The 26263-nt window shown below is 47.2% G+C and carries 28 protein-coding genes; 26 read left to right on the top strand and 2 right to left on the bottom strand.

Annotated elements, in window-relative coordinates; genetic code table 11:
• Nucleotides 1–293: 293 nt before the first annotated feature.
• From AC6I8U_RS16600 to glmU, 23 genes are all read left to right on the top strand, one after another.
• On the top strand, nt 294–1055 hold the full coding sequence (locus tag AC6I8U_RS16600) for an amino acid ABC transporter substrate-binding protein (protein WP_042478133.1): 762 nt from the start codon (nt 294–296) through the stop codon (nt 1053–1055).
• Between the two features lie 68 nt (nt 1056–1123).
• Nucleotides 1124–1795 (top strand): amino acid ABC transporter permease, encoded by a 672-nt coding sequence (locus AC6I8U_RS16595; protein WP_042478165.1) that lies wholly within the window; start codon nt 1124–1126, stop codon nt 1793–1795.
• The gene (locus AC6I8U_RS16590) at nt 1792–2526 is read left to right on the top strand and encodes an amino acid ABC transporter ATP-binding protein (protein WP_234494896.1); all 735 of its coding nucleotides are present in this window, start codon (nt 1792–1794) and stop codon (nt 2524–2526) included. Before AC6I8U_RS16595 ends, AC6I8U_RS16590 begins: the two co-directional genes overlap by 4 nt.
• A 222-nt stretch (nt 2527–2748) precedes the next feature.
• Nucleotides 2749–2886: a 50S ribosomal protein L34 gene (gene rpmH / locus AC6I8U_RS16585; protein WP_004400210.1), complete on the top strand. Its 138-nt coding sequence runs from the start codon at nt 2749–2751 to the stop codon at nt 2884–2886.
• A 9-nt stretch (nt 2887–2895) separates the two neighbouring features.
• Nucleotides 2896–3252, top strand: a complete 357-nt coding sequence (gene rnpA / locus AC6I8U_RS16580; protein WP_103881710.1) for a ribonuclease P protein component — start codon at nt 2896–2898, stop codon at nt 3250–3252.
• Nucleotides 3219–3476 (top strand): membrane protein insertion efficiency factor YidD, encoded by a 258-nt coding sequence (yidD, locus tag AC6I8U_RS16575; RefSeq protein WP_081836355.1) that lies wholly within the window; start codon nt 3219–3221, stop codon nt 3474–3476. The genes rnpA and yidD overlap by 34 nt, the downstream gene beginning before the upstream one ends.
• A 2-nt stretch (nt 3477–3478) precedes the next feature.
• Nucleotides 3479–5107 carry a membrane protein insertase YidC gene (yidC, locus tag AC6I8U_RS16570; RefSeq protein ID WP_498017392.1) on the top strand — a complete coding sequence of 543 codons (1629 nt, stop codon included), beginning with the start codon at nt 3479–3481 and terminating at the stop codon, nt 5105–5107.
• Nucleotides 5108–5215: 108 nt separating this feature from the next.
• Nucleotides 5216–6577 carry a tRNA uridine-5-carboxymethylaminomethyl(34) synthesis GTPase MnmE gene (gene mnmE, locus AC6I8U_RS16565; RefSeq protein ID WP_252012978.1) on the top strand — a complete coding sequence of 454 codons (1362 nt, stop codon included), beginning with the start codon at nt 5216–5218 and terminating at the stop codon, nt 6575–6577.
• Between the two features lie 70 nt (nt 6578–6647).
• Nucleotides 6648–7085 carry an FMN-binding protein MioC gene (gene mioC / locus AC6I8U_RS16560; RefSeq protein WP_498017391.1) on the top strand — a complete coding sequence of 146 codons (438 nt, stop codon included), beginning with the start codon at nt 6648–6650 and terminating at the stop codon, nt 7083–7085.
• 471 nt (nt 7086–7556) lie between these two features.
• The gene (gene mnmG, locus AC6I8U_RS16555; RefSeq protein WP_394154549.1) at nt 7557–9452 is read left to right on the top strand and encodes a tRNA uridine-5-carboxymethylaminomethyl(34) synthesis enzyme MnmG; all 1896 of its coding nucleotides are present in this window, start codon (nt 7557–7559) and stop codon (nt 9450–9452) included.
• Nucleotides 9449–10081: a 16S rRNA (guanine(527)-N(7))-methyltransferase RsmG gene (gene rsmG, locus AC6I8U_RS16550; RefSeq protein ID WP_234494892.1), complete on the top strand. Its 633-nt coding sequence runs from the start codon at nt 9449–9451 to the stop codon at nt 10079–10081. Before mnmG ends, rsmG begins: the two co-directional genes overlap by 4 nt.
• A 13-nt stretch (nt 10082–10094) precedes the next feature.
• The gene (locus tag AC6I8U_RS16545) at nt 10095–10868 is read left to right on the top strand and encodes a ParA family protein (RefSeq protein WP_042478124.1); all 774 of its coding nucleotides are present in this window, start codon (nt 10095–10097) and stop codon (nt 10866–10868) included.
• 22 nt (nt 10869–10890) lie between these two features.
• Complete coding sequence (locus AC6I8U_RS16540) at nt 10891–11772, top strand: ParB/RepB/Spo0J family partition protein (protein ID WP_128649111.1); 882 nt, start codon at nt 10891–10893, stop codon at nt 11770–11772.
• A gap of 190 nt (nt 11773–11962) precedes the next feature.
• Nucleotides 11963–12352, top strand: a complete 390-nt coding sequence (locus AC6I8U_RS16535; protein WP_042478120.1) for a F0F1 ATP synthase subunit I — start codon at nt 11963–11965, stop codon at nt 12350–12352.
• 8 nt (nt 12353–12360) lie between these two features.
• Nucleotides 12361–13164: a F0F1 ATP synthase subunit A gene (atpB, locus tag AC6I8U_RS16530; protein ID WP_234494890.1), complete on the top strand. Its 804-nt coding sequence runs from the start codon at nt 12361–12363 to the stop codon at nt 13162–13164.
• 57 nt (nt 13165–13221) lie between these two features.
• Nucleotides 13222–13476, top strand: a complete 255-nt coding sequence (gene atpE / locus AC6I8U_RS16525; protein WP_006073065.1) for a F0F1 ATP synthase subunit C — start codon at nt 13222–13224, stop codon at nt 13474–13476.
• 82 nt (nt 13477–13558) lie between these two features.
• Nucleotides 13559–14029 (top strand): F0F1 ATP synthase subunit B, encoded by a 471-nt coding sequence (gene atpF / locus AC6I8U_RS16520; RefSeq protein ID WP_042478163.1) that lies wholly within the window; start codon nt 13559–13561, stop codon nt 14027–14029.
• Between the two features lie 14 nt (nt 14030–14043).
• Complete coding sequence (atpH, locus tag AC6I8U_RS16515; protein WP_042478162.1) at nt 14044–14577, top strand: F0F1 ATP synthase subunit delta; 534 nt, start codon at nt 14044–14046, stop codon at nt 14575–14577.
• 13 nt (nt 14578–14590) lie between these two features.
• The gene (gene atpA / locus AC6I8U_RS16510) at nt 14591–16132 is read left to right on the top strand and encodes a F0F1 ATP synthase subunit alpha (protein ID WP_006073059.1); all 1542 of its coding nucleotides are present in this window, start codon (nt 14591–14593) and stop codon (nt 16130–16132) included.
• A gap of 41 nt (nt 16133–16173) precedes the next feature.
• Nucleotides 16174–17040, top strand: a complete 867-nt coding sequence (gene atpG, locus AC6I8U_RS16505; RefSeq protein ID WP_042478116.1) for a F0F1 ATP synthase subunit gamma — start codon at nt 16174–16176, stop codon at nt 17038–17040.
• A 35-nt stretch (nt 17041–17075) separates the two neighbouring features.
• A complete protein-coding gene (gene atpD, locus AC6I8U_RS16500; protein ID WP_006073055.1) occupies nt 17076–18479 on the top strand; it encodes a F0F1 ATP synthase subunit beta in 1404 nt (467 codons plus the stop codon).
• An 18-nt stretch (nt 18480–18497) separates the two neighbouring features.
• Nucleotides 18498–18920: a F0F1 ATP synthase subunit epsilon gene (locus AC6I8U_RS16495; RefSeq protein ID WP_042478114.1), complete on the top strand. Its 423-nt coding sequence runs from the start codon at nt 18498–18500 to the stop codon at nt 18918–18920.
• 153 nt (nt 18921–19073) lie between these two features.
• Nucleotides 19074–20435: a bifunctional UDP-N-acetylglucosamine diphosphorylase/glucosamine-1-phosphate N-acetyltransferase GlmU gene (gene glmU / locus AC6I8U_RS16490; RefSeq protein WP_498017390.1), complete on the top strand. Its 1362-nt coding sequence runs from the start codon at nt 19074–19076 to the stop codon at nt 20433–20435.
• Nucleotides 20436–20528: 93 nt separating this feature from the next.
• On the opposite strand, the gene AC6I8U_RS16485 is transcribed toward glmU, so the two are convergent.
• Nucleotides 20529–21272, bottom strand: coding sequence for an amino acid ABC transporter permease (locus AC6I8U_RS16485; protein ID WP_252012976.1), 744 nt, complete (start codon nt 21270–21272; stop codon nt 20529–20531).
• A gap of 92 nt (nt 21273–21364) precedes the next feature.
• Between AC6I8U_RS16485 and AC6I8U_RS16480 the strand changes: the two genes are divergently transcribed.
• The gene (locus tag AC6I8U_RS16480; RefSeq protein ID WP_498017389.1) at nt 21365–22141 is read left to right on the top strand and encodes a transporter substrate-binding domain-containing protein; all 777 of its coding nucleotides are present in this window, start codon (nt 21365–21367) and stop codon (nt 22139–22141) included.
• A 76-nt stretch (nt 22142–22217) separates the two neighbouring features.
• On the opposite strand, the gene punC is transcribed toward AC6I8U_RS16480, so the two are convergent.
• Nucleotides 22218–23423, bottom strand: coding sequence for a purine nucleoside transporter PunC (gene punC / locus AC6I8U_RS16475; protein WP_498017388.1), 1206 nt, complete (start codon nt 23421–23423; stop codon nt 22218–22220).
• 138 nt (nt 23424–23561) lie between these two features.
• On the opposite strand from punC, the gene punR reads away from it, so the two are divergent.
• A complete protein-coding gene (gene punR / locus AC6I8U_RS16470) occupies nt 23562–24467 on the top strand; it encodes a DNA-binding transcriptional activator PunR (RefSeq protein WP_498017387.1) in 906 nt (301 codons plus the stop codon).
• An 85-nt stretch (nt 24468–24552) separates the two neighbouring features.
• Complete coding sequence (locus tag AC6I8U_RS16465) at nt 24553–26220, top strand: sensor domain-containing diguanylate cyclase (RefSeq protein WP_498017386.1); 1668 nt, start codon at nt 24553–24555, stop codon at nt 26218–26220.
• Nucleotides 26221–26263 lie beyond the last annotated feature (43 nt).

Genomic DNA, 26263 nt, shown 5'->3' with positions numbered 1-26263 from the left:
CTAAGTTATTCACAATTTTTTCGGTTGATTTGGCTCGATCCGCACAAATTGCCCTGATTTTACTCACAAACGCATGCACAAAACACAGATCTACCCACAAAACCCGCAATATGATCTAACTTGTGTATAGATCCGTGTTCAAGCTGTCGTCGGTTTTGACCACACGCCTAATAAAGCTGTCGAAAAAGTCAGCGTTCAACCACGGATTTGTTATGGTTAATAACAACTCGTTATTTAACTTATCGACAGCTTTGCCAGTAACATCCCTCTCCATAAATAGAAGGAGTAGTAAAATGAAAAACTGGATTAAAGGTCTATTAACCGCCTTAGCGCTTTCTGCAACCGTATCTCAAGCAGCTTATGCTGCTACTCAAGAAGTGAAAGTCGGCATGTCTGGTCGCTACTTCCCATTTACGTTTGTTAAGCAAGACAAGTTGCAAGGTTTTGAAGTCGACCTTTGGGACGAAATTGGTCGCCGTAACGACTACAAGGTCGAGTATGTGACAGCAAACTTCTCTGGTTTGTTTGGTTTGCTTGAGACGGGTCGTATCGACACTATCTCAAACCAGATCACCATGACCGATGCGCGTAAAGCGAAATACCTATTTGCAGACCCATACGTGATTGATGGTGCACAGATTACCGTTCGCAAAGGTAATGACAGCATTCAAGGCATTGAAGACCTCGCGGGTAAAACTGTGGCGGTAAACCTGGGTTCTAACTTTGAGCAGTTGCTACGCAGCTACGATAAAGACAACAAAATCAATGTTAAAACCTACGATACAGGTATTGAACACGATGTTGCCCTTGGCCGCGCTGATGCATTCGTGATGGATCGCCTATCTGCACTTGAACTTATCAAGAAGACAGGTCTGCCACTACAGCTAGCGGGCGAACCGTTTGAAACGATTGAAAACGCATGGCCATTTGTGGACAACGAAAAAGGTCTAAAGCTGCAACAAGAAGTTAACGAAGCACTGTCTGACATGCGTGCAGATGGTACGCTAGCGAAAATCTCTGAGAAGTGGTTTGGCGCAGACATCACTAAAAAGTAAGTGATCACTATTATTACGCCCACTACGCTTGGTAGTGGGCGTTTGTTTTTCTAGAAGTTGGTAACATTATGGGATTTGATTTTCAATACATGCTGGAGCTGATGCCGATACTGCTCAAGTATCTCGGCACCACAATGGAAATGGCAGTCTGGGGATTGTTTTTTTCACTGATTCTTGCGGTTATTTTAGCGAATATTCGTGTTTTCAAGATCCCTGTCCTCGATCAGCTCAGTCAGCTTTATATTAGCTTTTTCCGCGGCACCCCACTTTTGGTGCAGCTGTTCTTGCTTTACTACGGTCTACCACAAATTTTCCCATGGATGGTTGGGCTGAATGCGTTTAGTGCGGCCGTCATCGGTTTAACGCTCCACTTCGCCGCTTACATGGCAGAAAGTATTCGTGCAGCCATCATCGGCATTGATCGCAGCCAGATGGAAGCGAGCTTGTCTGTGGGTATGACGACCAGCCAAGCCATGCGCCGTATTATTCTGCCGCAGGCGACTCGTGTCGCATTACCGTCGCTGATGAACTATTTCATCGACATGATCAAATCGACGTCGTTGGCCTTTACGCTCGGCGTGGCTGAAATCATGGCCAAGGCTCAAATGGAGGCGTCATCCAGCTTCCGCTTCTTTGAGGCCTTCTTGGCAGTGGCTCTGATCTACTGGGGCGTGGTGTTAGTGCTTACTCGCGTGCAACTGTGGGCTGAACAAAGATTGAACAAGGCATACCAACGATGATTAAACTGGAAAATATCCACAAGCAGTTTGGCGATACAGAAGTCCTAAAAGGTATCGATATTGATATCAAACAAGGGGAAATCATCGTCATTATCGGCTCAAGCGGCACCGGAAAATCGACGCTGCTGCGCTGCGTAAATTTTCTTGAGCAAGCAGACGAAGGCACAATCACCATTGATGATGTAAAGGTCGATTGTCAAAATCACACTAAAGCCGAAGTATTAGCCCTGCGCCGTAAAACCGGCTTTGTATTTCAAAACTACGCTCTGTTCGCGCATATGACGGCGCGTCAGAACATTGCCGAAGGTCTGATTACCGTAAAAGGTTGGAAAAAAGACCAAGCTCTTGAAAAAGCACAGCAAATTCTCGATGACATCGGTCTAGGCGATAAAGGGGATCAATACCCTGCTTCCCTATCCGGTGGACAGCAACAACGCGTCGGTATTGGTCGCGCTATGGCGCTCCAACCTGAACTGTTGCTCTTCGATGAACCAACTTCAGCACTCGATCCTGAGTGGGTTGGCGAAGTACTTAACCTTATGAAAAAGCTCGCAACTCAACATCAAACCATGTTGGTTGTGACCCACGAAATGCAATTTGCCAAAGAGGTCGCTGATAGAGTGATCTTCATGGCCAACGGCCATATCGTGGAACAAGGGACACCAGAGCAGATATTCAATGATCCACAGGATATCCAACTTAAAAAATTCCTAAATCAGGTTGGGATCTGATAATGATCCTTGCGCTCTAGCTCACAAAAAGTATAATTCGCCGGCTGGAATTGAAGTTGAACTGATTATTGACTCTTGACGAGTCAGTGATTACAATTCCGCCTCTTTGTTGAGAGGCGTCGGATTTCCTCTCTATCTCTATATAGAGAAAGAAGACGGGAAATATGTCCCACGCCGGGTTCAACGAGAACCTAAAACTACTGATCAGTAAAGGTAATAACCATGTCTAAACGCACTTTTCAACCTTCAGTTCTAAAGCGCAAGCGTACTCACGGTTTCCGTGCTCGCATGGCGACTAAGAACGGTCGTAAAGTAATTAACGCACGTCGTGCTAAAGGCCGTGCTCGCCTTTCAAAATAATCTTCTATTTTGAAAAAGCATGCCTTTATTCGGGAGTTACGCTTGTTAACTCCCGAGCATTACCAAAACGTATTTAAGCAAGCTCATCGAGCTGGCTCCCCCCATTTCACCATCATTGCTCGCAAAAACACACTATCACACCCTCGTCTTGGCCTAGCGGTTCCTAAAAAGCAGATTAAAACAGCTGTTGCCAGAAACCACTTTAAGCGTTTGGTTCGTGAAAGTTTTCGTAACAAACAACATGAGCTTCCAAGCAAAGATTTTGTTGTAATTGCCAAGAAGAGTGCGCAAACTCTAAGCAATGAAGAAATGTTCAAACTTCTAGATAAGTTATGGCATCGCCTGTCTCGCCCTTCGCGTGGTTAGCTATCGGACTCGTCTACCTCTATCGGTGGATAATCAGTCCTCTTATCGGACCTCGCTGTCGGTTCACCCCAACCTGTTCTCTTTACGCTATAGAAGCCTTGAAAGCTCACGGTTTTGTAAAAGGATGTTGGTTATCAGGCAAACGTCTATTAAAATGCCATCCTTTGAATGAAGGGGGATTTGACCCCGTACCACCAGTCCAAAAACAAGACAGAGATAAATAACGATGGATTCTCAACGTAATATTCTGTTAATCGGTTTGGCTTTGGTTTCTTTTTTGCTGTTTCAACAATGGCAATCGTATAAGAACCCAGCACCCGTTCCGACTCAGCAGACGCAAAGCAGTACTCTACCTGCGCCATCTTTCGCTGATGAACTAGATCCTGCACCAGGCCAAGGCCAGGCAGCATCAGAAAAAGTCATTACAGTGAAAACTGACGTACTAACGCTCGGTATCAATACCGTTGGCGGTGATGTAGTAACAGCAAACCTAAACGAGTACGCAACTGAGTTAGAATCTAGCGACCCGTTTGAGCTACTGAAAGACAGTCAAGGTCATCAGTTTATCGCACAAAGTGGCCTGGTTGGCCCTCAGGGCATCGATCTGAGCAGCACAAGTCGCCCAGCATACTCTGTATCGGCTGAGAGCTTCACTCTTGCTGACGGTCAGGACGAACTTCGTGTGCCAATGACCTTTGAAGCCAACGGCATCACTTACACTAAGACCTTTATTCTAAAACGTGGCAACTACGCGATTGATGTTGAATACGATGTAAACAACAACTCTGGCCAGAATGCGACGTTTGGTATGTATGCTCACCTTCGTCAAAACCTACAGGACAAAGGCGGTAGCATCACAATGCCAACTTACAATGGCGGTGCTTACTCAACTCAAGACACTCGCTATAAAAAGTACAGCTTTGAAGACATGCAAGATCGCAACCTGTCTCTTAACCTGACGGATGGTCAAGGTTGGGCAGCGATGATCCAGCACTACTTCGCCGCAGCGTGGATCCCACGTGAAGCTCCGGGCACAAAACTTTACACTCGAGTAATTGTGAACCGAGACCTAGGTGATATCGGTGTTCGTCTACCAGATGTTAGTATTGCAAATGGCCAATCAACCACACTAAAAGCAACACTTTGGGCAGGTCCAAAACTGCAAAGCGAAATGGCCGAAGTGGCACCAAACCTAGACCTAGTTGTAGACTACGGCTGGCTGTGGTTTATTGCGAAACCACTTCACACACTGCTGTCGTTCATTCAAGGTATTGTGGTTAACTGGGGTCTGGCAATCATCTGTTTGACCTTCCTGGTGCGTGGTGCGATGTACCCACTAACTAAAGCACAGTACACCTCAATGGCGAAAATGCGCATGCTACAGCCTAAGCTGCAAGCAATGCGTGAGCGTATCGGTGATGACCGCCAGCGCATGAGCCAGGAAATGATGGAACTGTACAAGAAAGAGAAAGTGAACCCACTGGGTGGCTGTCTGCCAATCTTGCTACAGATGCCTATCTTCATCGCACTGTACTGGGCACTGATGGAGTCGGTTGAGCTACGTCATTCACCATTCTTCGGCTGGATTCACGATTTATCGGCTCAGGACCCATACTACATCCTACCGCTATTGATGGGTGCAAGTATGTTCCTGATCCAGAAGATGAGCCCAACAACGGTAACGGATCCAATGCAGCAGAAGATCATGACCTTTATGCCGGTTATGTTCACCTTCTTCTTCCTATGGTTCCCATCAGGTCTGGTTCTATACTGGTTGGTATCGAACATCGTGACGCTTATCCAGCAAACGCTGATTTATCGAGCGCTCGAGAAAAAAGGTCTGCACTCTAAGTAGTCCAAACGAATCGTAAACGAATTCGAATAAATAAAGGCGGCCTAAGTGGTCGCCTTTTTCATTGTCCATGATTACAATTTGGCTAAAGCACGGCGAATAGGCAATACAATGACAACAGATACAATTGTGGCTCAAGCTACAGCCCCAGGCCGCGGTGGCGTGGGTATCATTCGCGTTTCAGGCCCTATGGCTCAAGAAGTCGCACAGCAAGTAACAGGCAAAACACTCAAGCCTCGCTACGCTGACTATCTCCCATTTAAAGATGAAAATGGCAGCGAGTTGGACCAAGGTATTGCGCTGTACTTCCCTAACCCGCACTCCTTTACGGGTGAAGATGTTCTTGAACTCCAAGGCCACGGCGGCCCTGTCGTCATGGATATGTTGATTAAGCGTATTCTCTCTATCCCTGGCGTTCGTCCAGCCAGACCAGGTGAGTTCAGTGAGCGCGCGTTTCTCAACGACAAGATGGACCTGACACAAGCAGAAGCGATCGCCGATCTCATCGATGCAAGCTCAGAAGAAGCGGCAAAATCAGCACTGCAATCGCTGCAGGGTCAGTTCTCTAAACGTATTCAAGTGCTAGTGGAATCCCTTATCCATCTGCGCATCTATGTCGAAGCAGCGATCGATTTCCCAGAAGAAGAAATCGACTTCCTCGCCGACGGTAAGGTCGCTGGCGACCTACAAACCATCATTGACAATCTCGATTCAGTGCGCAAAGAAGCCAACCAAGGCGCGATTATGCGTGAAGGTATGAAAGTGGTTATCGCGGGACGTCCAAACGCTGGTAAATCGAGCCTGCTCAATGCCCTGTCAGGTAAAGAGTCTGCCATTGTGACCGACATAGCCGGAACCACACGTGATGTTCTGCGTGAGCACATCCATATCGACGGTATGCCACTGCACATTATTGATACCGCGGGTCTTCGTGATGCCTCCGATGAGGTTGAGAAAATTGGTATTGAGCGCGCCTGGGAAGAAATCGAACAAGCCGATCGCGTGCTGTTCATGGTAGACGGCACCACCACCGATGCGACCGATCCGAAAGAGATTTGGCCAGACTTCATTGATCGCTTACCTGAATCGATCGGCATCACCGTGATCCGCAACAAAGTCGATGAGACTGGGGAAACTCTAGGGATCTGCCATGTGAATGATCCTACTCTGATTCGTCTCTCCGCACGCACGGGTGAAGGCGTCCCTGCACTTCGCGAGCATCTTAAGTCTATCATGGGCTTCTCAGGTGCTAATGAAGGCGGCTTTATGGCACGTCGTCGCCACCTTGACGCTCTTGAGCGTGCAGCGGAGCATCTGGATATTGGTCAACAACAATTAGAAGGCTATATGGCCGGCGAAATCTTGGCGGAAGAGCTGCGCATAGCCCAGCAGCACTTGAACGAGATCACCGGAGAGTTTAGCTCTGACGATCTACTTGGACGTATCTTCTCCTCTTTCTGTATTGGTAAGTAAGTGAGCTTAGCGTTAACGGCAGACGCTAAGGAAGTCGTTGACTGGCAATATTAGTAAATAAGGAATATTAATGATTCATATCATCACAGGCAGTACGCTCGGCGGCGCGGAGTATGTGGGAGACCACCTTAGTGACTTGTTCATCGAGCAAGGTCTTGAGACAACCATCCATAACCAGCCTGAGTTATCAGACATACCGGCAGAAGGAACCTGGCTGGTCATCACGTCTACGCATGGTGCGGGTGACTATCCAGACAATATTCAGCCTTTTATCGCAGCACTCCAGGCAACCCCTCCTCGCATGTCAAACGTGAAGTTTGCCGTGGTAGGAATTGGCGACTCTAGCTATGACACCTTCTGCGCAGCAGGCAAGCATGCGTTTTCACTGCTGGAAGATATCGGCGGCACACCATTAACTGACTGTCTAGAGATCGACATTCTTAACGATCCCGTTCCAGAAGATGCAGCAGAAGCATGGCTAAATGAGCATATGGCGAAGTTTCAGTAGCGAAACCTATTGCTTAAAAGGCGGCGTAAGCCGCTTTTTTTATGCCTGTGAGTAACTTTTTTTCTGGCCCAAGGTCATTTGAACACTATTCAACCTGTTAAACTGTGGATAAAACATGATCTTTTCGGTGAAAAACCTATATTTATCCAAAGAACAAGTTTTGATCACCCCGAGACTTGTGTATAACATGCCTTTTTGATCCCAGCTAATACAGTCTCAGATCAACACTAGATCACAACAAGCGATCTCAAAAAGATCCATGGTATTGTTGATCATTTTTGAGTTATCCACAGAGATCGTGGATCTTAATAATAGATCTAATAAAAGATCATATATATAGATCTTATCTTTATATTCTTATTTCTTAGATCCAAAATGTTTTAAAAGCGATTTTCTCAATACCAGAAAAGCGGTAGAATACCGCTCCTTTTGGTTTGTCTATTTCTATCGATTGAATACTGAGGTCGGTTCATGCTTTATCACGAAACATTTGACGTCATCGTTGTAGGTGGCGGACATGCAGGAACGGAAGCCGCACTCGCATCTGCTCGCACAGGGCAAAAAACACTTCTGCTAACGCACAATATTGATACTCTGGGTCAGATGTCATGTAACCCAGCTATTGGTGGCATCGGCAAAGGGCACCTAGTAAAGGAAGTGGATGCTATGGGTGGTCTAATGGCAGAGGCCATCGATCATGCTGGTATTCAGTTCCGCACGTTAAATGCGTCTAAAGGTCCAGCGGTACGTGCTACTCGTGCACAAGCAGACCGTGCACTGTACAAAGCGTACGTACGTCACGCACTAGAAAACGCGCCGAATCTGACCTTATTCCAACAGTCGGTAGATGATTTGATCGTCGAACAAGATCAAGTGCGCGGTGTTGTAACGGAAATGGGACTTAAGTTCCACGCTAAATCCGTGGTACTAACAGTCGGCACCTTCCTTGGTGGTAAGATCCACATCGGTATGGAAAGTTCATCCGGTGGTCGCATGGGAGATCAGCCGTCTATTGCGCTTGCTCATCGTCTTCGTGAGTTACCATTTAGAGTGGATCGCCTTAAGACAGGTACCCCACCACGTATCGATGCACGTAGTGTTAATTTCTCTGAGTTAGAAGTTCAACATGGTGACAACCCAACACCAGTGTTCTCTTTCTTAGGTCAGCGCACACAGCATCCAACACAGATTCCATGTTTTATCACGCACACCAACGAAAGCACTCATGAAGTGATTCGTAACAACCTAGATCGCAGCCCTATGTACGCCGGTGTGATTGAAGGTATTGGCCCGCGCTATTGCCCATCTATCGAAGATAAAGTCATGCGCTTTGCGGATAAAAATAGCCATCAAATTTTCATTGAGCCGGAAGGCTTAACGACACATGAATTGTACCCAAATGGCATCTCGACGAGTTTGCCGTTCGACGTACAGGTACAGATCGTTCGCTCGATGAAAGGCTTTGAAAATGCACATATCGTTCGTCCAGGTTACGCCATTGAGTACGATTTCTTCGATCCTCGTGACCTAAAACAGACCTACGAAACCAAATTTATTTCTGGTTTGTTCTTTGCTGGACAAATTAATGGCACCACTGGTTATGAAGAAGCCGCTGCACAAGGTTTGATGGCCGGTCTTAATGCGAGCTTGTTCTCTCAAGGCAAAGAAGGCTGGAGCCCGCGTCGCGATCAGGCATACATGGGTGTATTGATTGACGACCTATCAACGATGGGCACGAAAGAACCATACCGTATGTTTACCTCTCGTGCAGAATATCGACTTCTGCTACGTGAAGATAACGCCGATATTCGTCTGACGGAACATGCACACCAACTTGGTCTTATCGATGAGCAGCGCTGGAGCCGCTTCAACGAGAAGATGGAGAACATGGCGCAAGAGCGTCAGCGTCTGAAAGAAACGTGGATTAACCCTAAGTCTGAAGGTGTTGAGGCACTAAATGCCTTGCTAAAAACCCCGATTTCTCGTGAGGCCAGCGGTGAAGATCTGTTGCGTCGTCCAGAGCTAACCTACTCGCAACTGACCGCGCTCGATGCCTTTGGTCCTGCTCTTGAAGATCAACAAGCGAGTGAGCAGGTTGAGATCCAAGTGAAGTACGAAGGTTATATCCAAAGACAGCAAGACGAGATCGAAAAATCGCTGCGTCATGAAAACACTAAGATCCCAGCGGATCTCGATTACAGCGATGTCAAAGGATTATCTAACGAGGTAGTGGCGAAGCTGAGTGAAGCCAAGCCTGAAACTATCGGTATTGCGTCCCGTATTTCTGGTATTACTCCAGCGGCAATCTCAATCTTGCTAGTCTATTTGAAGAAGCAAGGTGTGCTTAAAAAAGGTGAAGCTGCGTGAGCAACCTAAGAACAAAACTTGATCAACTCATTGCGGAGACCTCACTAGAGGTCTCTGAACTTCAACGTGAACAGCTCGTAGGCTACGTTCAGCTTCTCGACAAGTGGAACAAAGCCTACAACCTCACGTCAGTGCGCCACCCTGAAGATATGTTAGTGAAACATATTCTTGATAGCATCATCGTGGGTGAGCATATTGAAGGCGAACGCTTTATTGATGTCGGTACAGGCCCTGGATTGCCTGGCGTTCCTCTTGCCATCATGAACCCAACCAAGTCATTTACCTTGTTGGATAGTCTTGGCAAGCGAATTCGATTCATAAAGCAGGTTGCGCACGAACTGAAGATAAAAAATGTCAGCCCAGTCCAATCTCGAGTGGAAGAATTTGACGCAGGAGAAGGCTTTGATGGAGTATTGAGTCGTGCATTTGCGTCAATGACAGACATGGTGAACTGGTGTGAACATTTACCAAAACCACAGTCTGGTCGCTTTTATGCTCTAAAGGGTCAGCTTCACGAACAGGAGATCGCCGAATTACCGTCATGGTGTTCTGTGATCGAAATCAAACCTTTGCAAGTTCCTGAGTTGGAAGGTGACCGTCATCTTGTAATCTTATCCAAGAAAGGATAACGGAGAGCTTGTCGTGGGAAAAATTGTCGCTATCGCGAACCAAAAAGGTGGGGTTGGGAAGACTACCACGTGTATTAACTTAGCTGCCTCGATGGCAGCGACAAAGCGTAAAGTGTTAGTGATTGACCTTGACCCTCAAGGCAATGCGACAATGGCCAGCGGTGTTGATAAGTACCAAGTTGAAACAACTGCTTACGATTTACTGGTCGATGAGCTACCTTTTGACCAAGTTGTGTGCACCGATACCTCGGGCCAATTTGATCTAATTGCTGCGAACGGGGACGTAACTGCAGCGGAAATCAAGCTTATGGAGGTGTTTGCGCGCGAAGTTCGGCTAAAACACGCGTTAGCGCCAATCCGTGATAACTATGATTTCATCTTTATCGATTGTCCTCCCTCTTTGAACCTACTTACAATTAATGCGATGGCTGCAGCAGACTCTGTGCTCGTGCCGATGCAGTGTGAGTATTTCGCGCTTGAAGGTCTGACCGCACTGATGGATACCATCAGTAAGCTGGCCGCGGTGGTGAATGAGAATCTTAAGATCGAAGGTTTGCTTCGAACTATGTATGACCCTCGAAACCGTCTGGCGAATGAAGTATCGGAACAATTGAAAAAACACTTCGGCGACAAAGTCTACCGAACCGTTATCCCTAGGAACGTCCGCCTCGCTGAGGCTCCTAGCCATGGCAAGCCTGCAATGTACTACGACAAGTATTCTGCAGGGGCGAAAGCGTATTTAGCGTTGGCTGGTGAGATGCTACGACGAGAAGAAGTAACGGCTTAACGCTCTTAAGGAAAAAGATTCAATGTCTAAACGTGGTTTAGGGAAAGGACTAGACGCACTGCTGTCGACTAGTTCGCTTGCACGAGAAAAACAGCAGGTTGCAACTCAAAGTCAGACACTCTCTACCGATGGAGAGTTGACTGAACTTTCAATTAACAGCCTTCGTCCAGGTATCTATCAGCCAAGAAAAGATATGGCACCTGAAGCTCTGGAAGAACTGGCTGCATCCATCCAATCTCAAGGCATCATCCAACCGATTGTTGTCAGAAATGTCGGACACGATCAGTTTGAGATCATTGCGGGCGAGCGCCGTTGGCGCGCGGCACGACAAGCGGGTCTGAAAGTGGTCCCTTGCCTCGTGAAAAATGTTCAAGATCGCGCGGCAGTTGCCATGGCATTAATCGAGAACATTCAGCGCGAAGATCTTAACGCGATTGAAGAGGCACAGGCGCTCGAGCGATTGCAGGATGAGTTTGAGCTTACCCACCAGCAAGTTGCTGATGTGATTGGTAAGTCTCGCACCGCAGTCAGTAACTTGCTGCGTTTGAACCAGTTAGAAACTCCCGTGAAGAAGCTTGTTGAAACCAAGCAGATCGATATGGGTCACGCACGTGCATTATTGGCACTAGAGGGTGAGGTTCAGTGTGAGATCGCACAGACTGTGGCGAACAAGCAATTGACCGTCAGACAAACTGAAGATTTGGTAAAAAAATGCTTAAAACCGAACTCTTCAGAGAAAAAACAGTCTGAAGACCGTGATGCACAAGAAATTTCCCAAAGGTTGAGCGAAAAACTTGGGGCTAAAGTTTCTTTGACAAGAAACGCGAGTGGAAAGTCAAAGGTAACGATAAGTCTTGATGAACCTCACAAATTGGAGCAACTTATTGCCAAGCTTGAGAGCTAAATGAGATAATTGATGTAGGTCAATTATTGATAAATGATAAATTTGTGCGAAAGTTATAGTTTTGTGAGTGAAAGTGTGTCTTTTTGATGCGCTTTGATTGCAATAACTTTGGTAGAAAGTATAATTTTCGCCAATCTCCCAGCACAGTAGTTATTAGGTGCAAAGTGGATAGAACTAAAGGTAAGAATACATGGTAGCGGCATTAGCGAGACCAGGACGAGCGCTTGCAAAGCGATTGTTACTGATTCAAGCGGGTGCGGTTGCGTTAGTAGCTGTTGGGATGACAGTGGCTGTAAATGCTGAGTGGGGAATTTCAGCGCTCATTGGTGGTGGCAGTTTTGTTATTGCTAATGCTGTTTTTGCGTTGTGCGCATTTCTGTTTAGTGGGGCTCGTGCAGCGAAGAAAGTTGCCGCGTCTTTCTATGCGGGTATCGCCCTGAAAATCCTTATTATAGCCTCCCTATTCTCAATAGCTTACATGTATATTCAGGTGGAAGTGATTCCTCTGAATCTCACATTTTTACTGGTCGTCTTAATTAACCTTATGGCTCCAGTAATTTTCGTTAACAACAAAAAATAGGATGAGTTATGGCTGCGCCAGGTGAAGCGCTAACATCGGCCGGATACATCACTCACCACTTGACCAACCTTTCTTTAGGAAAGCTAGGTTTAGTGGACGAGTCGAGTTTCTGGAACGTACATATCGATAGCCTGTTTTTTTCTCTGCTAACTGGTTTGGTATTCCTTTGGATATTCCGTTCAGTAGCAAAGAAAGCAACAGCTGGTGTGCCGGGCAAGCTGCAGTGTTTTGTTGAGATGATCGTGGAATTCGTTGACGAAAACGTCAAGGATACGTTTCATGGACGCAACGCACTCATCGCGCCCCTAGCACTAACTATCTTCTGTTGGGTATTCCTAATGAACTTGATGGACTTAGTGCCTATCGATTTCATTCCTTACCCTGCAGAGCAAATGGGTATCCCTTACTTGAAAGTGGTGCCTACTACTGATGTCAATATCACGATGGCTATGGCACTAGGTGTTTTTGCTCTGATGATCTACTACAGCATCAAAGTAAAAGGTCTAGTTGGCTTTACAAAAGAGTTGACCCTACACCCGTTTAATACCCCAATCATGATTCCATTTAACATGCTTATCGAAGTCGTGTCTTTGCTTTCAAAGCCACTTTCACTTGGTATGCGTCTGTTCGGTAACATGTTTGCGGGCGAGGTGGTCTTCATCCTTTGTGCGGCAATGCTACCATGGTATTTACAATGGATGGGCTCACTACCATGGGCGATATTCCATATTCTAGTAATAACGATTCAAGCCTTCGTGTTTATGATGCTAACGATTGTTTATCTATCAATGGCACACGAAGACAGTCATTAATTTTAACGCGTTTTATTTAGGCAAATTTAAGCCAACAACTATAAATTGGAGATAGTAATGGAAACTTTACTGAGCTTTTCTGCAATCGCCGTAGGTATCATCATTGGTATGGCTGCATTCGGTACTGCGATCGGTTTTGGTCTTTTGGGTGGTAAATTCCTTGAGGGTGCAGCTCGTCAACCTGAAATGGCTCCGATGCTTCAAGTTAAGATGTTCATCATCGCTGGTCTACTTGATGCGGTTCCTATGATTGGTGTTGTTATCGCACTTCTATTCACATTCGCGAACCCATTCGTTGGTCAGCTAGGTTAATCAGACTTTTCTCCGACAAGCTTCGAGCTTGTCAACTGATTAAACTTTAGCTCGTCAATGAATCTTTAGAGGGGTAGCTGTTGTGAATATGAACGCAACTCTGCTAGGTCAAGCAATCTCATTCGCAATGTTTGTGTGGTTCTGCATGAAATATGTATGGCCGCCAATCATGAATGCGATTGAAGAGCGTCAGAAAAAAATTGCTGACGGTCTTGTAGCCGCTGAACGCGCTGCAAAAGACTTAGATCTAGCGCAAGCCAACGCTTCTGATCAAATGAAGGAAGCGAAGCGCACTGCAACCGAGGTTATTGAGCAAGCAAACAAGCGTAAAGCACAAATTATCGATGAAGCTCGTGAGGAAGCTTTGGCAGAACGTCAAAAAATCCTAGCGCAAGCTGAAGCGGAAATTGAAGCGGAACGTAACCGTGCTCGCGATGACCTGCGCAAACAGGTTGCAACTCTGGCTGTAGCTGGTGCTGAGAAGATTCTTGAGCGTAGTATCGATAAAGATGCGCAAAAAGACATTCTCGACAATATTACTGCGAAACTTTAAAGCGAGGGGCGCCTATGTCTGAATTGACTACAATCGCACGCCCCTATGCTAAAGCAGCATTTGACTTTGCGGTGGAAAAACAAGCGCTAGACCAGTGGGTCGAAATGCTAACGTTTGCCGCTGCAATCGCTAAGAACGATGAAATTGCAGACCTGATTTCAGGCTCTGTGACAGCGACGCGAGTGGCTGAAATTTTCAACGCAATTGGTGGTGAACAGTTTGATGAATTTGGTCAAAACCTGATTAAGGTAATGGCTGAAAATGGTCGACTAGTCGCGTTGCCTGATGTGTTAGTTGAGTTTCTAGAGCTGAAAAAAGAGCTAGAAAAGCAAATCGATGTAGACGTGATTTCTGCATCTGAGCTAACCGAAGAGCAGCGCACTGAGATCAGCAACAAACTTGAAAAGCGTCTTGAACGCAAAGTTAAGCTGAATTGCAGTGTAGATGAGACCCTACTTGGTGGGGTTATTATTCGAGCCGGAGATCTTGTAATTGATAACTCAGCACGTGGTCGTTTGAACCGCCTGAGTGAAGCAATGCAGTCTTGATGGGGATTGGAGCATGCAACTTAATTCCACAGAAATTAGCGACCTAATCAAGCAGCGTATCGAATCTTTCGATGTTGTGAGTGAAGCTCGTAATGAAGGTACTATCGTATCGGTAAGCGATGGTATCATTCGCATTCACGGCCTAGCGGACGTGATGCAAGGTGAAATGATTGAATTACCGGGTGGCCGTTATGCACTAGCACTTAACCTTGAGCGTGACTCGGTTGGTGCGGTAGTAATGGGCCCATATGCTGACCTTAAGGAAGGCATGAAAGTAACAGGTACTGGTCGTATTCTTGAAGTACCAGTTGGTCCAGAATTGCTTGGTCGTGTTGTAAACACGCTAGGTGAGCCAATTGATGGTAAAGGTCCAATTGAAGCGAAACTTACGTCACCAGTTGAAGTGATTGCACCGGGTGTAATCGACCGTAAATCGGTTGATCAGCCAGTACAAACTGGTTATAAGTCAGTTGACTCAATGATCCCAATCGGTCGTGGTCAGCGTGAGCTTATCATCGGTGACCGTCAGATCGGTAAAACCGCGATGGCGATCGATGCAATCATCAACCAGAAAGACTCTGGTATCTTCTCTATCTACGTAGCGATTGGCCAAAAGGCATCTACAATCGCAAACGTTGTGCGTAAACTGGAAGAGCACGGTGCACTACAAAACACTATCGTTGTTGTAGCATCTGCATCTGAATCTGCTGCACTGCAATATCTTGCGCCATACTCTGGTTGTGCAATGGGTGAGTACTTCCGTGACCGCGGTGAAGACGCTCTGATTGTTTATGATGATCTATCTAAGCAAGCGGTAGCTTACCGTCAGATCTCTCTACTACTTAAACGTCCACCAGGCCGTGAGGCATTCCCAGGTGACGTATTCTACCTTCACTCACGTCTACTAGAGCGTGCAGCTCGTGTAAACGAAGAGTACGTAGAGCGTTTCACTAATGGTGAAGTGAAAGGTAAGACTGGTTCTTTGACTGCTCTTCCTATCATCGAAACTCAAGCGGGTGACGTATCTGCGTTCGTACCTACGAACGTAATCTCGATTACCGATGGTCAGATCTTCCTACAAACTGAAGCCTTCAACGCGGGTGTACGCCCAGCCGTTGACCCAGGTATCTCAGTATCTCGTGTAGGTGGTTCAGCACAGACTAAGATCATTAAGAAGCTATCTGGCGGTATCCGTACTGCACTAGCGGCTTATCGTGAACTAGCGGCATTCGCACAGTTCTCATCTGACCTAGATGAAGCAACTAAGCGTCAGCTAAGCCACGGTCAAAAAGTTACAGAGCTAATGAAGCAGAAGCAATACGCTCCTATGTCTGTATTTGACCAAGCGCTAGTTATCTTTGCTGTTGAGCGCGGCTACCTAGATGATGTTGAAATCAACAAGATTCTAGACTTCGAAGCAGCGCTTCTATCGTATGCTCACAGTCAATATGCTGATCTTGCTAAAGAGATCAACACTACGGGTGCTTACAACGATGATATCGAAGCTCAGCTTAAGAAACTGACTGACGATTTCAAAGCAACTCAGACTTGGTAATTGGTGGGTGACCTTCTGGTCACCACTTATGGAGAGTAACGATGGCCGGCGCAAAAGAGATACGTAATAAAATCGGTAGTGTGAAAAGCACTCAGAAAATTACGAAAGCGATGGAAATGGTAGCAGCTTCGAAAATGCGTCGTTCGCAAGACGCGCGTGAAGCTTCTCGTCCATACGCTGAAACTATGCGTAAAGTGATCGGTCATTTGGCTAACGCAAACCTAGAGTACCAACATCCGTACCTAGAAGAGCGTGAAGCCAAGCGTGTTGGTTATGTCATTATTTCTACCGACCGTGGTCTCTGTGGCGGTTTGAACATTAACTTGTTCAAAAAAGCTGTCCTAGAGATGCAGGATTGGAAACAAAAAGGTGCTGAAGTTGAACTGGCTGTGATTGGCTCAAAAGCAACGGCATTCTTTAACAACAGCGGTGCGAAAGTAGCGGCACAGGTATCTGGTCTGGGTGATGAGCCTAGCTTAGAAGACCTAATCGGTACTGTAGGCGTCATGCTGAAGAAATATGACGAAGGCGAATTGGATCGCCTGTATGTAGTGTATAACCACTTTGTGAACACTATGATTCAGGAACCAACGATCGATCAATTGCTACCTCTGCCTAAATCTGACAGTGATGAGATGCAGCGCGAACATTCATGGGGCTACATTTATGAGCCTGAGCCAAAACCACTACTAGACGCACTATTGCTTCGTTATATCGAATCTCAAGTGTATCAAGGTGTGGTAGAGAACCTTGCTTGTGAGCAAGCGGCTCGAATGATTGCAATGAAAGCTGCAACGGACAATGCGACCAACTTGATTGATGATCTAGAGCTTGTGTACAACAAGGCGCGTCAAGCGGCTATCACACAAGAACTATCAGAAATCGTTGGCGGCGCAGCTGCGGTTTAAGCTTAGGTAAAACGAAATAGATTAGAGGATTAACGATGGCTACAGGTAAGATCGTACAGATCATCGGTGCGGTAGTCGACGTAGAGTTCCCACAGAGTGACGTACCAAGTGTATACGACGCTCTAAACGTAACGGACTCTAAAGAGCGTCTTGTTCTTGAAGTTCAACAACAGCTAGGCGGTGGCGTAGTTCGTTGTATCGTAATGGGTAGCTCTGATGGTTTACGTCGTGGCGTAACAGTAGAGAACACAGGCGCGCCAATCTCAGTACCAGTAGGTACTAAGACTCTTGGTCGTATCATGAACGTACTTGGTGATGCGATTGACGAGTGTGGTGAGATCGGTGCAGAAGAAAGCTATGCGATTCACCGTGAAGCGCCAAGCTACGAAGAGCAATCTAACGAAGTCGCTCTTCTAGAAACGGGTGTTAAAGTAATCGACTTGGTTTGTCCATTCGCTAAGGGTGGTAAAATCGGTCTATTCGGTGGTGCAGGTGTAGGTAAGACCGTTAACATGATGGAGCTTATCAACAACATCGCACTACAACACTCAGGCCTATCCGTATTTGCGGGTGTAGGTGAGCGTACTCGTGAAGGTAACGACTTCTACTTTGAGATGCAGGAAGCGGGCGTTGTAAACGTTGAGAAGCCTGAAGAATCAAAAGTAGCAATGGTTTACGGTCAGATGAACGAGCCACCAGGTAACCGTCTACGTGTTGCACTGACTGGTCTAACAATGGCAGAGAAGTTCCGTGACGAAGGTCGTGACGTACTACTGTTCGTTGATAACATCTACCGTTACACACTTGCAGGTACAGAGGTATCAGCACTACTAGGTCGTATGCCATCTGCGGTAGGTTACCAGCCAACTCTTGCAGAAGAGATGGGTGTACTGCAGGAGCGTATCACGTCAACGAAAACAGGTTCTATCACGTCTGTACAGGCGGTATATGTACCAGCGGATGACTTGACTGACCCGTCTCCAGCAACAACGTTTGCGCACTTGGATGCAACGGTTGTACTTAACCGTAACATCGCTGCTATGGGTCTATACCCAGCGATTGACCCACTAGATTCAACATCTCGTATGCTTGATCCACTAGTGGTTGGTCAAGAGCACTACGAGGTAGCTCGTGGTGTGCAGCAAACACTGCAGCGTTATAAAGAGCTGAAAGACATCATCGCGATCCTAGGTATGGACGAGCTATCTGAAGAAGATAAGCAAGTTGTATCTCGTGCTCGTAAGATTGAGCGTTTCCTAACTCAGCCTTACCACGTAGCGGAAGTATTTACTGGCGACCCAGGCATCTACGTACCTCTTAAAGAGACTCTACGTGGCTTCAAAGGTCTACTAGCTGGTGACTACGATGACATTCCAGAGCAAGCGTTCATGTACTGCGGTACTATCGACGATGCTATCGAGAATGCTAAGAAGCTATAAGGCTAAATAGGAGGCGATATGGCAGCAATAACCTTTCACCTAGACGTAGTAAGCGCTGAGAAAAAGCTTTTCTCTGGTCGCGTAGAAACGTTCCAGGTGTCCGGTAGCGAAGGTGAACTTGGTATTTTCCATGGTCACACACCGCTGCTGACCGCTATTCAGCCTGGTATGGTGCGTATCGTTAAACAGCACGGCCACGAAGAGTTCATTTATGTCTCTGGTGGTATTGTAGAAGTTCAGCCTGGTACAGCGACTGTACTGGCTGATACGGCTATCCGTGGTGAGGAACTAGACGCAGCGAAGGCAGAAGAAGCCAAGCGCAAAGCTGAAGAATCTATTTCTAATCAGCATGGCGACATGGACTTCGCGCAAGCGGCCAGTGAACTGGCTAAAGCCATTGCTCAGCTTCGAGTAATCGAACTGACAAAAAAACGTCGTTAATCTGACTTAATTAGATTAACCGCGATGAGAAAGGCGACCGTTAGGTCGCCTTTTTGCTTATTTTTTAGCGTAAATTTGCATACCGACATTAACACTGGTGCGATTCATCGTTAGAATGTTGACAATATTTTTAACGTCAATGGTTTGATAATAATGAAGTTCAGCGCAGTTGTTCTCGCCGCGGGAAAGGGAACCCGCATGTATTCCAATAAGCCGAAAGTGCTGCATACCCTAGCGGGTAAGCCGATGGTGAAACATGTCATCGATACGTGCGAAGGCTTGGGATCTCAAAATATCCACCTAGTGTATGGCCACGGTGGCGACCTAATGAAATCTGCTCTTGAGCAAGAAACCGTAAACTGGGTTTTGCAGGCCGATCAACTGGGCACCGGTCACGCAGTGGATCAAGCGTCACCTCATCTAGCCGATGACGAGAAGGTTCTTGTTCTGTACGGTGATGTACCGCTAATCTCTGAACAAACTATTGAAAACCTGCTAGATGCGCAGCCAACAGGCGGTATTGCACTGCTTACTGTCGTGCTGGATAACCCAATGGGTTACGGTCGTATCGTGCGTAAGAATGGTCCAGTGGTTGCTATCGTCGAGCAAAAAGATGCGACTGAAGAGCAGAAGCTGATTAAAGAGATCAACACGGGTGTGATGGTCGCAACGGGTGGCGATCTTAAGCGCTGGTTATCAGGCCTTAGCAATGACAACGCGCAGGGCGAATACTACCTGACAGACGTCATCGCCGCGGCGCACGATGAAGGCCGTGCAGTAGAAGCGGTACACCCAGCGAACCCAATTGAGGTTGAAGGTGTTAATGATCGCGCCCAGCTCGCTCGTCTAGAGCGTGCATTCCAATCGATGCAAGCACAGAAGCTGCTAGAGCAGGGTGTTATGCTGCGTGATCCTGCACGCTTTGACCTACGTGGTCAGTTGCAGTGCGGTATGGATGTCGAAATCGATACTAACGTCATCATCGAAGGCAGCGTTACGCTCGGTGATAACGTGGTGATTGGTGCTGGCTGTGTGCTGAAAGACTGTGAAATCGATGACAATACGATTGTGCGTCCATACAGCGTGATTGAAGGCGCGACGGTCGGTGAACAATGTACCGTAGGTCCATTTACTCGCCTACGTCCTGGTGCTGACATGCGCAATGACTCTCACGTGGGTAACTTCGTTGAGGTCAAGAATGCACGTTTAGGCGAAGGCTCTAAAGCAAACCACCTTACTTACCTTGGTGATGCAGAGATCGGTCAGCGCACTAATGTTGGTGCCGGTGTGATCACCTGTAACTACGATGGCGCAAACAAGTTTAAGACTATTATCGGTAACGACGTATTCGTAGGCTCAGACAGCCAGTTGGTAGCACCGGTGACGATTGCTGATGGTGCGACTATTGGTGCGGGTACTACCCTAACCAAAGACGTATCAGAAGGTGAGTTAGTGATCACTCGCGCTAAAGAGCGCAAAATCACAGGCTGGCAGCGCCCAGTAAAGAAAAAGTAATCACGATTACACTCTAATAGTGAAAAGGGTCTCATTGAGACCCTTTTTGGTTTCTGAAGCTTAGTTAAGCCTTATGATATATCATGCTGGTGGTTAGTGACTTGGGATCGCAATCCTTTTTTCTAGCCAGCGAACGGCCTGAGAAACCAGCAGAATCAGCACTAAGTACTCCAATACTAGGAAGGTATAGATCTCTAATGGTAAGTACTCGTTAACCACCAGCTCATTGGCACGCCTAGTTAAGTCGCTTAAGCCAATGACACTCACCAGTGAAGACATCTTTAAGATGTAGACAAATTGGTTCCCCAGCGGCGGCAGTATCTGCCTAAACGCCTGAGGCAAAATCACCAAGCGCATTTTCTGCCAGTAGTTGAGCCCTAACGATTCTGCCGCTTCATGCTGACCACGAGTCACAGCTTGAATACCGCCACGAAACACCTCAGCCATAAACGCACTCTCAGCGATAGTCAGTGCTATCACGCCAGCCCAGAAATGGTTGAGTGAAACGTCGAGTAGTGTGGGCATACCGTAGTAGACCCAGAGCAGCAGTACCAATACCGGAATGGAGCGTATTACTTCAACATAGACGCGGTTTATCGCGCGCAGCCAAGGTTTGTCGGAAAGCGCTGGAAAGGCAACAAGTAGACCCAACAGCATGGCAAATACCATACTGAGCAGCGACACATAGATAGTGTCCTTAAAACCTGCCAATAAGAAGCCGAGGTTGGTTTTCCCTTGTTCGGTGGAGGGGTCGAGCACATACCAGCCCCACTCGTAATCAGAACAACCACTTAGTAGTGGTAGGCACAAAACAACAGCAAGTAATCGATAGCTCACAATCGTCCCTAAATATTCCTGAAAAATCCATCTGTTACTGCTATGTTATCAAGGATGTACCACGAATGTTTAATAATTTTAGGGACTATTCAATGAAGAAGTGGATTCTGGGCTTTATTATTACTTTTCTTTCTATCGGTCAGGTAGCGGCGGAAACCAGTCGTCTACAAAAGATCTTAGACTCAGGTGTGCTTAGGGTCGGAACCACGGGAGACTGGAACCCGATGACCATGAAAGATCCGGCGACCAATTCTTATCGTGGATTTGATATTGATGTGACCACTGAGCTTGCCAAAGATCTTGGCGTCAAGGTGGAATATGTGGCGACCGATTGGAAGACATTGGTTAACGGTATTACCGCCAACAAATACGATATCACGGGAAGCGCGTCACTTAACATGTCCCGCGCTAAGGTCGCAGGGTACAGCCAACCGTATTTCTACTTAGCTTTTGTACCAGTAGTGCAAAAGAAAGACCTTGACAAGTACGCTGATTGGGCAGACTTCAACAAGCCTGAAGTTAAGGTGGCAGCGACATTAGGTACAGTGCAAGAGAAGATGGTCAAAGACTTCTTCCCTGATGCCGAACACATCGTGATTGAAGCGCCAGCGCGTGACTTCCAAGAGCTATTGGCTCGCCGAGCTGATGTCTCTGTGACTTCAAACGTTGAAGCAGCGACCTTGGTGACTAAGTTTGGGCAATTGGCGATTGTGCCAGTAGAAGAGCCACGTAAGCCAACGCCAATCTCTATGCTGTTGCCACAAAAAGACCAAGTATGGATTAACTACGTAAACCACTGGGTAGAGCTTAAGAAGACCCAGGGCTTCTTTGACGCGACGGCAGAGAAGTGGGGACTGAAAAGTCTGTAAGCACTGTCGATAATAAGTCCAGTCGATAAATAGAAAGGGCGACCTGCATACAGTGCAAGGTCGCCCTTTGTTGTCTCTACTCGTCGCCAACGACGCGAGAGTTATCAGGAATCGTTAGCTCCTCGGTGACCGCTGGGTTCGCAATCAGATAGCCAATCCACATGATAGCCAAGCAGCCTAGAATGACGTAGCCAACCGCAGACTGCGCCATAACAGCAAACGTAGCCACAATGGTACTGGCTAGGCTGCTTACCCCTATCTGTAGGCTATTTTGCAGACCCGCAGCGGTTGCCGAGCAGTGCGCTGCACTTGATAGCGCTCGGTTTACTACAATTGGGTATAGAGCACCATTGGCGACAGCTAACAAACAGAATGGCAATAAGATAGGCCAAACACTGCTAAGCTCCCACTGACACGCCACAAACACCATCAAGATAGCCACGGTTTCTAACCCAAGTAGCTGCTTGAGTACAGCATCATCACCGAGTTTTGCCACCAGCTTTTTACCCGCATAGCCACCAACCATAAAGGCGATGGTTTGCGGGATAAAGCTAAGACCAATGTCTTTGGCTGAGTAGCCAAGCTGGCTCATGATTTCTGGCATACCGGTTAGGTAAGCGAAAAATGCCGCCGATGCCACACCGTACATGATCACATTGCCCATGTACTCTCTTGATCCAAATAGACTCTTAAGATCGGCGCTAATTGACGATCGTTGCTCGATGGATTTTGGCTGATCTTCAAGTGATAGGGTGATCATTGCCAGTAGCGCACCTGTGATCGCCAGAACCACAAAAATACTGTGCCAGCCCCACAATTCTGTTAGCAAGACACCAAGCTGTGGTGCGAGTGCCGGAGATAGCGCGACGAGCGGCATAATGGTGGCAAAAATCTGTTGGCTGGCTTTCTTATCAAACTTATCGATAACCATAGATTGCCAGATAACAGCGGGTGCACAGACACCAATCGCCTGCAGCAGACGCAGCGATAACAACTGCCACACCTGTTCGCTCCACGCCAGACCAAATGACGCGACGGTGAAGATAGCGAGTCCAGCAAACAGCGTTTTACGATGACCAAAGTGATCACTCGCCAGCCCCCATACAAATTGACCCAGCCCCATACCAACAAGAAATACTGTTAGTGATAGCGCGATCTGCTCGGGCCCAGTGGCAAAGTCCTGCTCGATAAGTTTAAACGCAGGCAAATACATATCCGTGGCGATAAAGCCCAACATGGACAAGGCGGATAGGTAGACAAGTTGAAGTTTAGAGATTTTCATTGTTATTCCTTGAAATATTTTCACAGGAATGGATTGGCGCCAGCCCATACTGCTGATGGGGTGTATTCTATTTTTGGATAAAACAAAAATAAAACGCTATATTTTGTGGTCATCTATCAAAAAATTTGAAAGCTGGTTATGTACTCACGTTCTTCATTAGAAATGCTCGATGCGGTCGCACATTTAGGCAGTTTTAGCGCAGCAGCAGAAGTGCTGCACAAAGTCCCTTCTGCGATCAGCTATAGCGTGCGTCAGATAGAGCAAGAACTTGGCGTGCAGCTGTTTACCCGTTTACCACGCAAGGTTGAGCTGACACCTGCCGGCGAGGTATTCATACTGGAAGCTCGCCAGATGCTGCGCCGTATGGATGAACTTACTCACCAAACCCGCCGTGCAGCTCAGGGCTGGCAAAGTAGCTTAAAGCTGACCCTAGATAATATCGTTAAGGTCGACAAGCTATCGGATCTCATCGAAGACTTTTATCGCGAGTTTGAGTTTGCTGAGCTGCAGATCAACATGGAAGTGTACAACGGAGCTTGGGAGGCTATCTCGCAAGAGCGTGCAGATATCGTGATTGGCGCGACCTCAGCCGTTCCGGTTAGTGGCGAGTATGGGGTTAAGAAGATTGGCAGTCTGGACTGGGCTTTGGTGATGTCGCCGACGCATCCGTGCGCGCTAGCAGACGCGCTGGATGAAACTCTAGTCAGCCAATATCCTGCCATTTGCATTGATGATACCTCGCGTGAATTGCCAAAACGTCACACAGAACACTTTCCGCAGCAGCGTCGCTTATTGCTTCCCAACTGGTTCACTGCGATTGAGTGTTTGAAAAGCAATGTAGGAATTGGCTACATGCCCAGCCATATTGCTGAGCCTTTGGTTCGCCAAGGTCTTTTGGTTGAGCGTGTATTGCCGGACGCTAAGCTATCGAGTGAATGCTGCATGGTGTGGCGAAAACATGATAACCATAAGCTACTTGAGTGGATGGTGGATTATCTAGGCGATGAGCAGCAGCTGTATCGCGACTGGCTACAATCGACATAAATATCATCTAATCGTTGCTCTTGATTAAAAATAACGCTATTTTGAAAACTGTTAATATGGTGTTCGGTAAAAGTAGCGTTGTTGTATGTCTAAGCTGATTGATAAGAAGTGGCAGATGCTGCCAGTCATAGCGCTATCAGTATGTATGCTGGTTGGGTTGTACGGTTTTTATATCACATTGGAGAAATCCATCCATGACTCCGAAAGGCGAACTACAGAATCGTTGCTTGCGGATGTTATCTATGAAATTCAAGAAGATGCCCCAAGCTTTGTCAGCAGTCAGACGATTGATGACTACATCGGCGATCTCACTCAAGCCGATGCTGATGCGCGAATTCAGGTGATTAATGGCTTTGGCACAGTTGTCGGTGATACGGCGCTTTCAGACAGAGCGCTGGTGGATCTCGATAACCACGCAGATCGCCCTGAGTTCATTAAAGCGTGGGAAACGGGTGTGGGTGAAGATGTCCGCTTTAGCTCAGTGTTGTCAGTCGACATGTTCTACTCGGCGCGCAAGATGTACGTCGGCGATCAAGACTACGTGATTGTCCTTGCAGTACCAATGCACCACTTAAAAAGCATCACCTACCAATTGATGGGCATCTTAATCGGCCTAGCGCTACTGAGTTTAGCGATTCTGATCACTACTTCTGTTTGGAGTCATCGACAAATCATCCTCAGCGTGACCGCAGAAAAACAGAAGCAAGATGAGCGAATCCGTCAGCGCACCTTAGAAATTGAGCTCATGCATCGTCTCGCTAATATGCTTGCTGCCTGTAATAACCTGATTGAAGCGCAGCGTGTGGTTGAGGATATCGTGCCGCGCATTCTCGGTAAGGTAAATGGAAGTATCTCGCTGATGCGATCTTCTCGAAACCAATTGGTCACTCAGCTGGATTGGGGAGAGGCGTGGCCGGGAAGTCGCAGCTTCGCGCCCGACGAGTGTTGGTCGCTGCGCAAAGGTCGAAGCCATCTGTCGATTGAGGCCTTCCACAACCTCTCTTGCGAGCATATGGCGTCGATCGAGCAGAACCAAACCCTGTGTATTCCTTTGACTGCTCACGGCAACACCATTGGCATTATGCATCTCTATTTTGGTCAAGGAGAGATAGAGGTTGATGAGATCACAACACAGCTTGCCTATAGTGTCGCCGAGCACTTAGGGTTGGCACTGGCGAACCTGAGCTTGCAAGAGAAGCTGCGTTCGCAAGCACTTAGCGATCCATTAACGGGACTCTACAACCGCCGTTTCTTCGAGCAGAAGCTCACTGAGCACGTGAATAACTCGGCGACCAGCACGGAGTCGCTATCTCTGTTGATGCTAGATCTCGACCACTTCAAGCGATTTAACGACAACTTCGGCCATGATGCCGGTGACTACGTGCTCAAAGAGATCAGTGCGATGCTAAAACGCACCGTCTCTGATGATGAAATTGCTTGCCGTTTGGGTGGGGAAGAGCTGGCGGTGATCTTGCCACACAGTGATATGGATGAAGCGACTGAGTATGCCGACAATATCGTGACTCAGATACGTACCATGCATCTTGAACATAAAGGGCTATCTTTGGGGCAGCTAAGCGTCTCTATTGGTGTGTCGACTTACCCTGAGCCGTCTTCCGATATTGAGGGGCTGGTTAAGATGGCAGATAAAGCGCTCTATATGGCGAAAGAGCAGGGTAGGGATCGCGTCGTGAATTATCGCCAGTACAGTGAGGCCAAATCACCGGAGCTTGAGTTGGTTGAAAGCCAGTAAGGTTATTGGCAACGGATACAAAAACACCCCATAACGGGGTGTC

Source organism: Vibrio sp. KUL80 (assembly GCF_059725495.1).
This window is presented reverse-complemented; position numbering and strand designations above follow the sequence as displayed.

What these genes read in the sequence shown, in the direction of transcription:
- atpA (WP_006073059.1), top strand. Translation starts at nt 14,591, where the DNA reads ATGCAACTTAATTCCACAGAAATTAGCGACCTAATCAAGCAGCGTATC.
- AC6I8U_RS16495 (WP_042478114.1), top strand. Translation starts at nt 18,498, where the DNA reads ATGGCAGCAATAACCTTTCACCTAGACGTAGTAAGCGCTGAGAAAAAG.
- atpB (WP_234494890.1), top strand. Translation starts at nt 12,361, where the DNA reads ATGGCTGCGCCAGGTGAAGCGCTAACATCGGCCGGATACATCACTCAC.
- AC6I8U_RS16535 (WP_042478120.1), top strand. Translation starts at nt 11,963, where the DNA reads ATGGTAGCGGCATTAGCGAGACCAGGACGAGCGCTTGCAAAGCGATTG.
- atpG (WP_042478116.1), top strand. Translation starts at nt 16,174, where the DNA reads ATGGCCGGCGCAAAAGAGATACGTAATAAAATCGGTAGTGTGAAAAGC.
- AC6I8U_RS16480 (WP_498017389.1), top strand. Translation starts at nt 21,365, where the DNA reads ATGAAGAAGTGGATTCTGGGCTTTATTATTACTTTTCTTTCTATCGGT.
- AC6I8U_RS16465 (WP_498017386.1), top strand. Translation starts at nt 24,553, where the DNA reads ATGTCTAAGCTGATTGATAAGAAGTGGCAGATGCTGCCAGTCATAGCG.
- AC6I8U_RS16540 (WP_128649111.1), top strand. Translation starts at nt 10,891, where the DNA reads ATGTCTAAACGTGGTTTAGGGAAAGGACTAGACGCACTGCTGTCGACT.
- punR (WP_498017387.1), top strand. Translation starts at nt 23,562, where the DNA reads ATGTACTCACGTTCTTCATTAGAAATGCTCGATGCGGTCGCACATTTA.
- yidC (WP_498017392.1), top strand. Translation starts at nt 3,479, where the DNA reads ATGGATTCTCAACGTAATATTCTGTTAATCGGTTTGGCTTTGGTTTCT.
- punC (WP_498017388.1), bottom strand. Translation starts at nt 23,423, where the DNA reads ATGAAAATCTCTAAACTTCAACTTGTCTACCTATCCGCCTTGTCCATG.
- atpD (WP_006073055.1), top strand. Translation starts at nt 17,076, where the DNA reads ATGGCTACAGGTAAGATCGTACAGATCATCGGTGCGGTAGTCGACGTA.
- AC6I8U_RS16595 (WP_042478165.1), top strand. Translation starts at nt 1,124, where the DNA reads ATGGGATTTGATTTTCAATACATGCTGGAGCTGATGCCGATACTGCTC.
- rpmH (WP_004400210.1), top strand. Translation starts at nt 2,749, where the DNA reads ATGTCTAAACGCACTTTTCAACCTTCAGTTCTAAAGCGCAAGCGTACT.
- AC6I8U_RS16590 (WP_234494896.1), top strand. Translation starts at nt 1,792, where the DNA reads ATGATTAAACTGGAAAATATCCACAAGCAGTTTGGCGATACAGAAGTC.
- mnmG (WP_394154549.1), top strand. Translation starts at nt 7,557, where the DNA reads ATGCTTTATCACGAAACATTTGACGTCATCGTTGTAGGTGGCGGACAT.
- yidD (WP_081836355.1), top strand. Translation starts at nt 3,219, where the DNA reads ATGGCATCGCCTGTCTCGCCCTTCGCGTGGTTAGCTATCGGACTCGTC.
- mnmE (WP_252012978.1), top strand. Translation starts at nt 5,216, where the DNA reads ATGACAACAGATACAATTGTGGCTCAAGCTACAGCCCCAGGCCGCGGT.
- AC6I8U_RS16600 (WP_042478133.1), top strand. Translation starts at nt 294, where the DNA reads ATGAAAAACTGGATTAAAGGTCTATTAACCGCCTTAGCGCTTTCTGCA.
- atpE (WP_006073065.1), top strand. Translation starts at nt 13,222, where the DNA reads ATGGAAACTTTACTGAGCTTTTCTGCAATCGCCGTAGGTATCATCATT.
- atpH (WP_042478162.1), top strand. Translation starts at nt 14,044, where the DNA reads ATGTCTGAATTGACTACAATCGCACGCCCCTATGCTAAAGCAGCATTT.
- mioC (WP_498017391.1), top strand. Translation starts at nt 6,648, where the DNA reads ATGATTCATATCATCACAGGCAGTACGCTCGGCGGCGCGGAGTATGTG.
- glmU (WP_498017390.1), top strand. Translation starts at nt 19,074, where the DNA reads ATGAAGTTCAGCGCAGTTGTTCTCGCCGCGGGAAAGGGAACCCGCATG.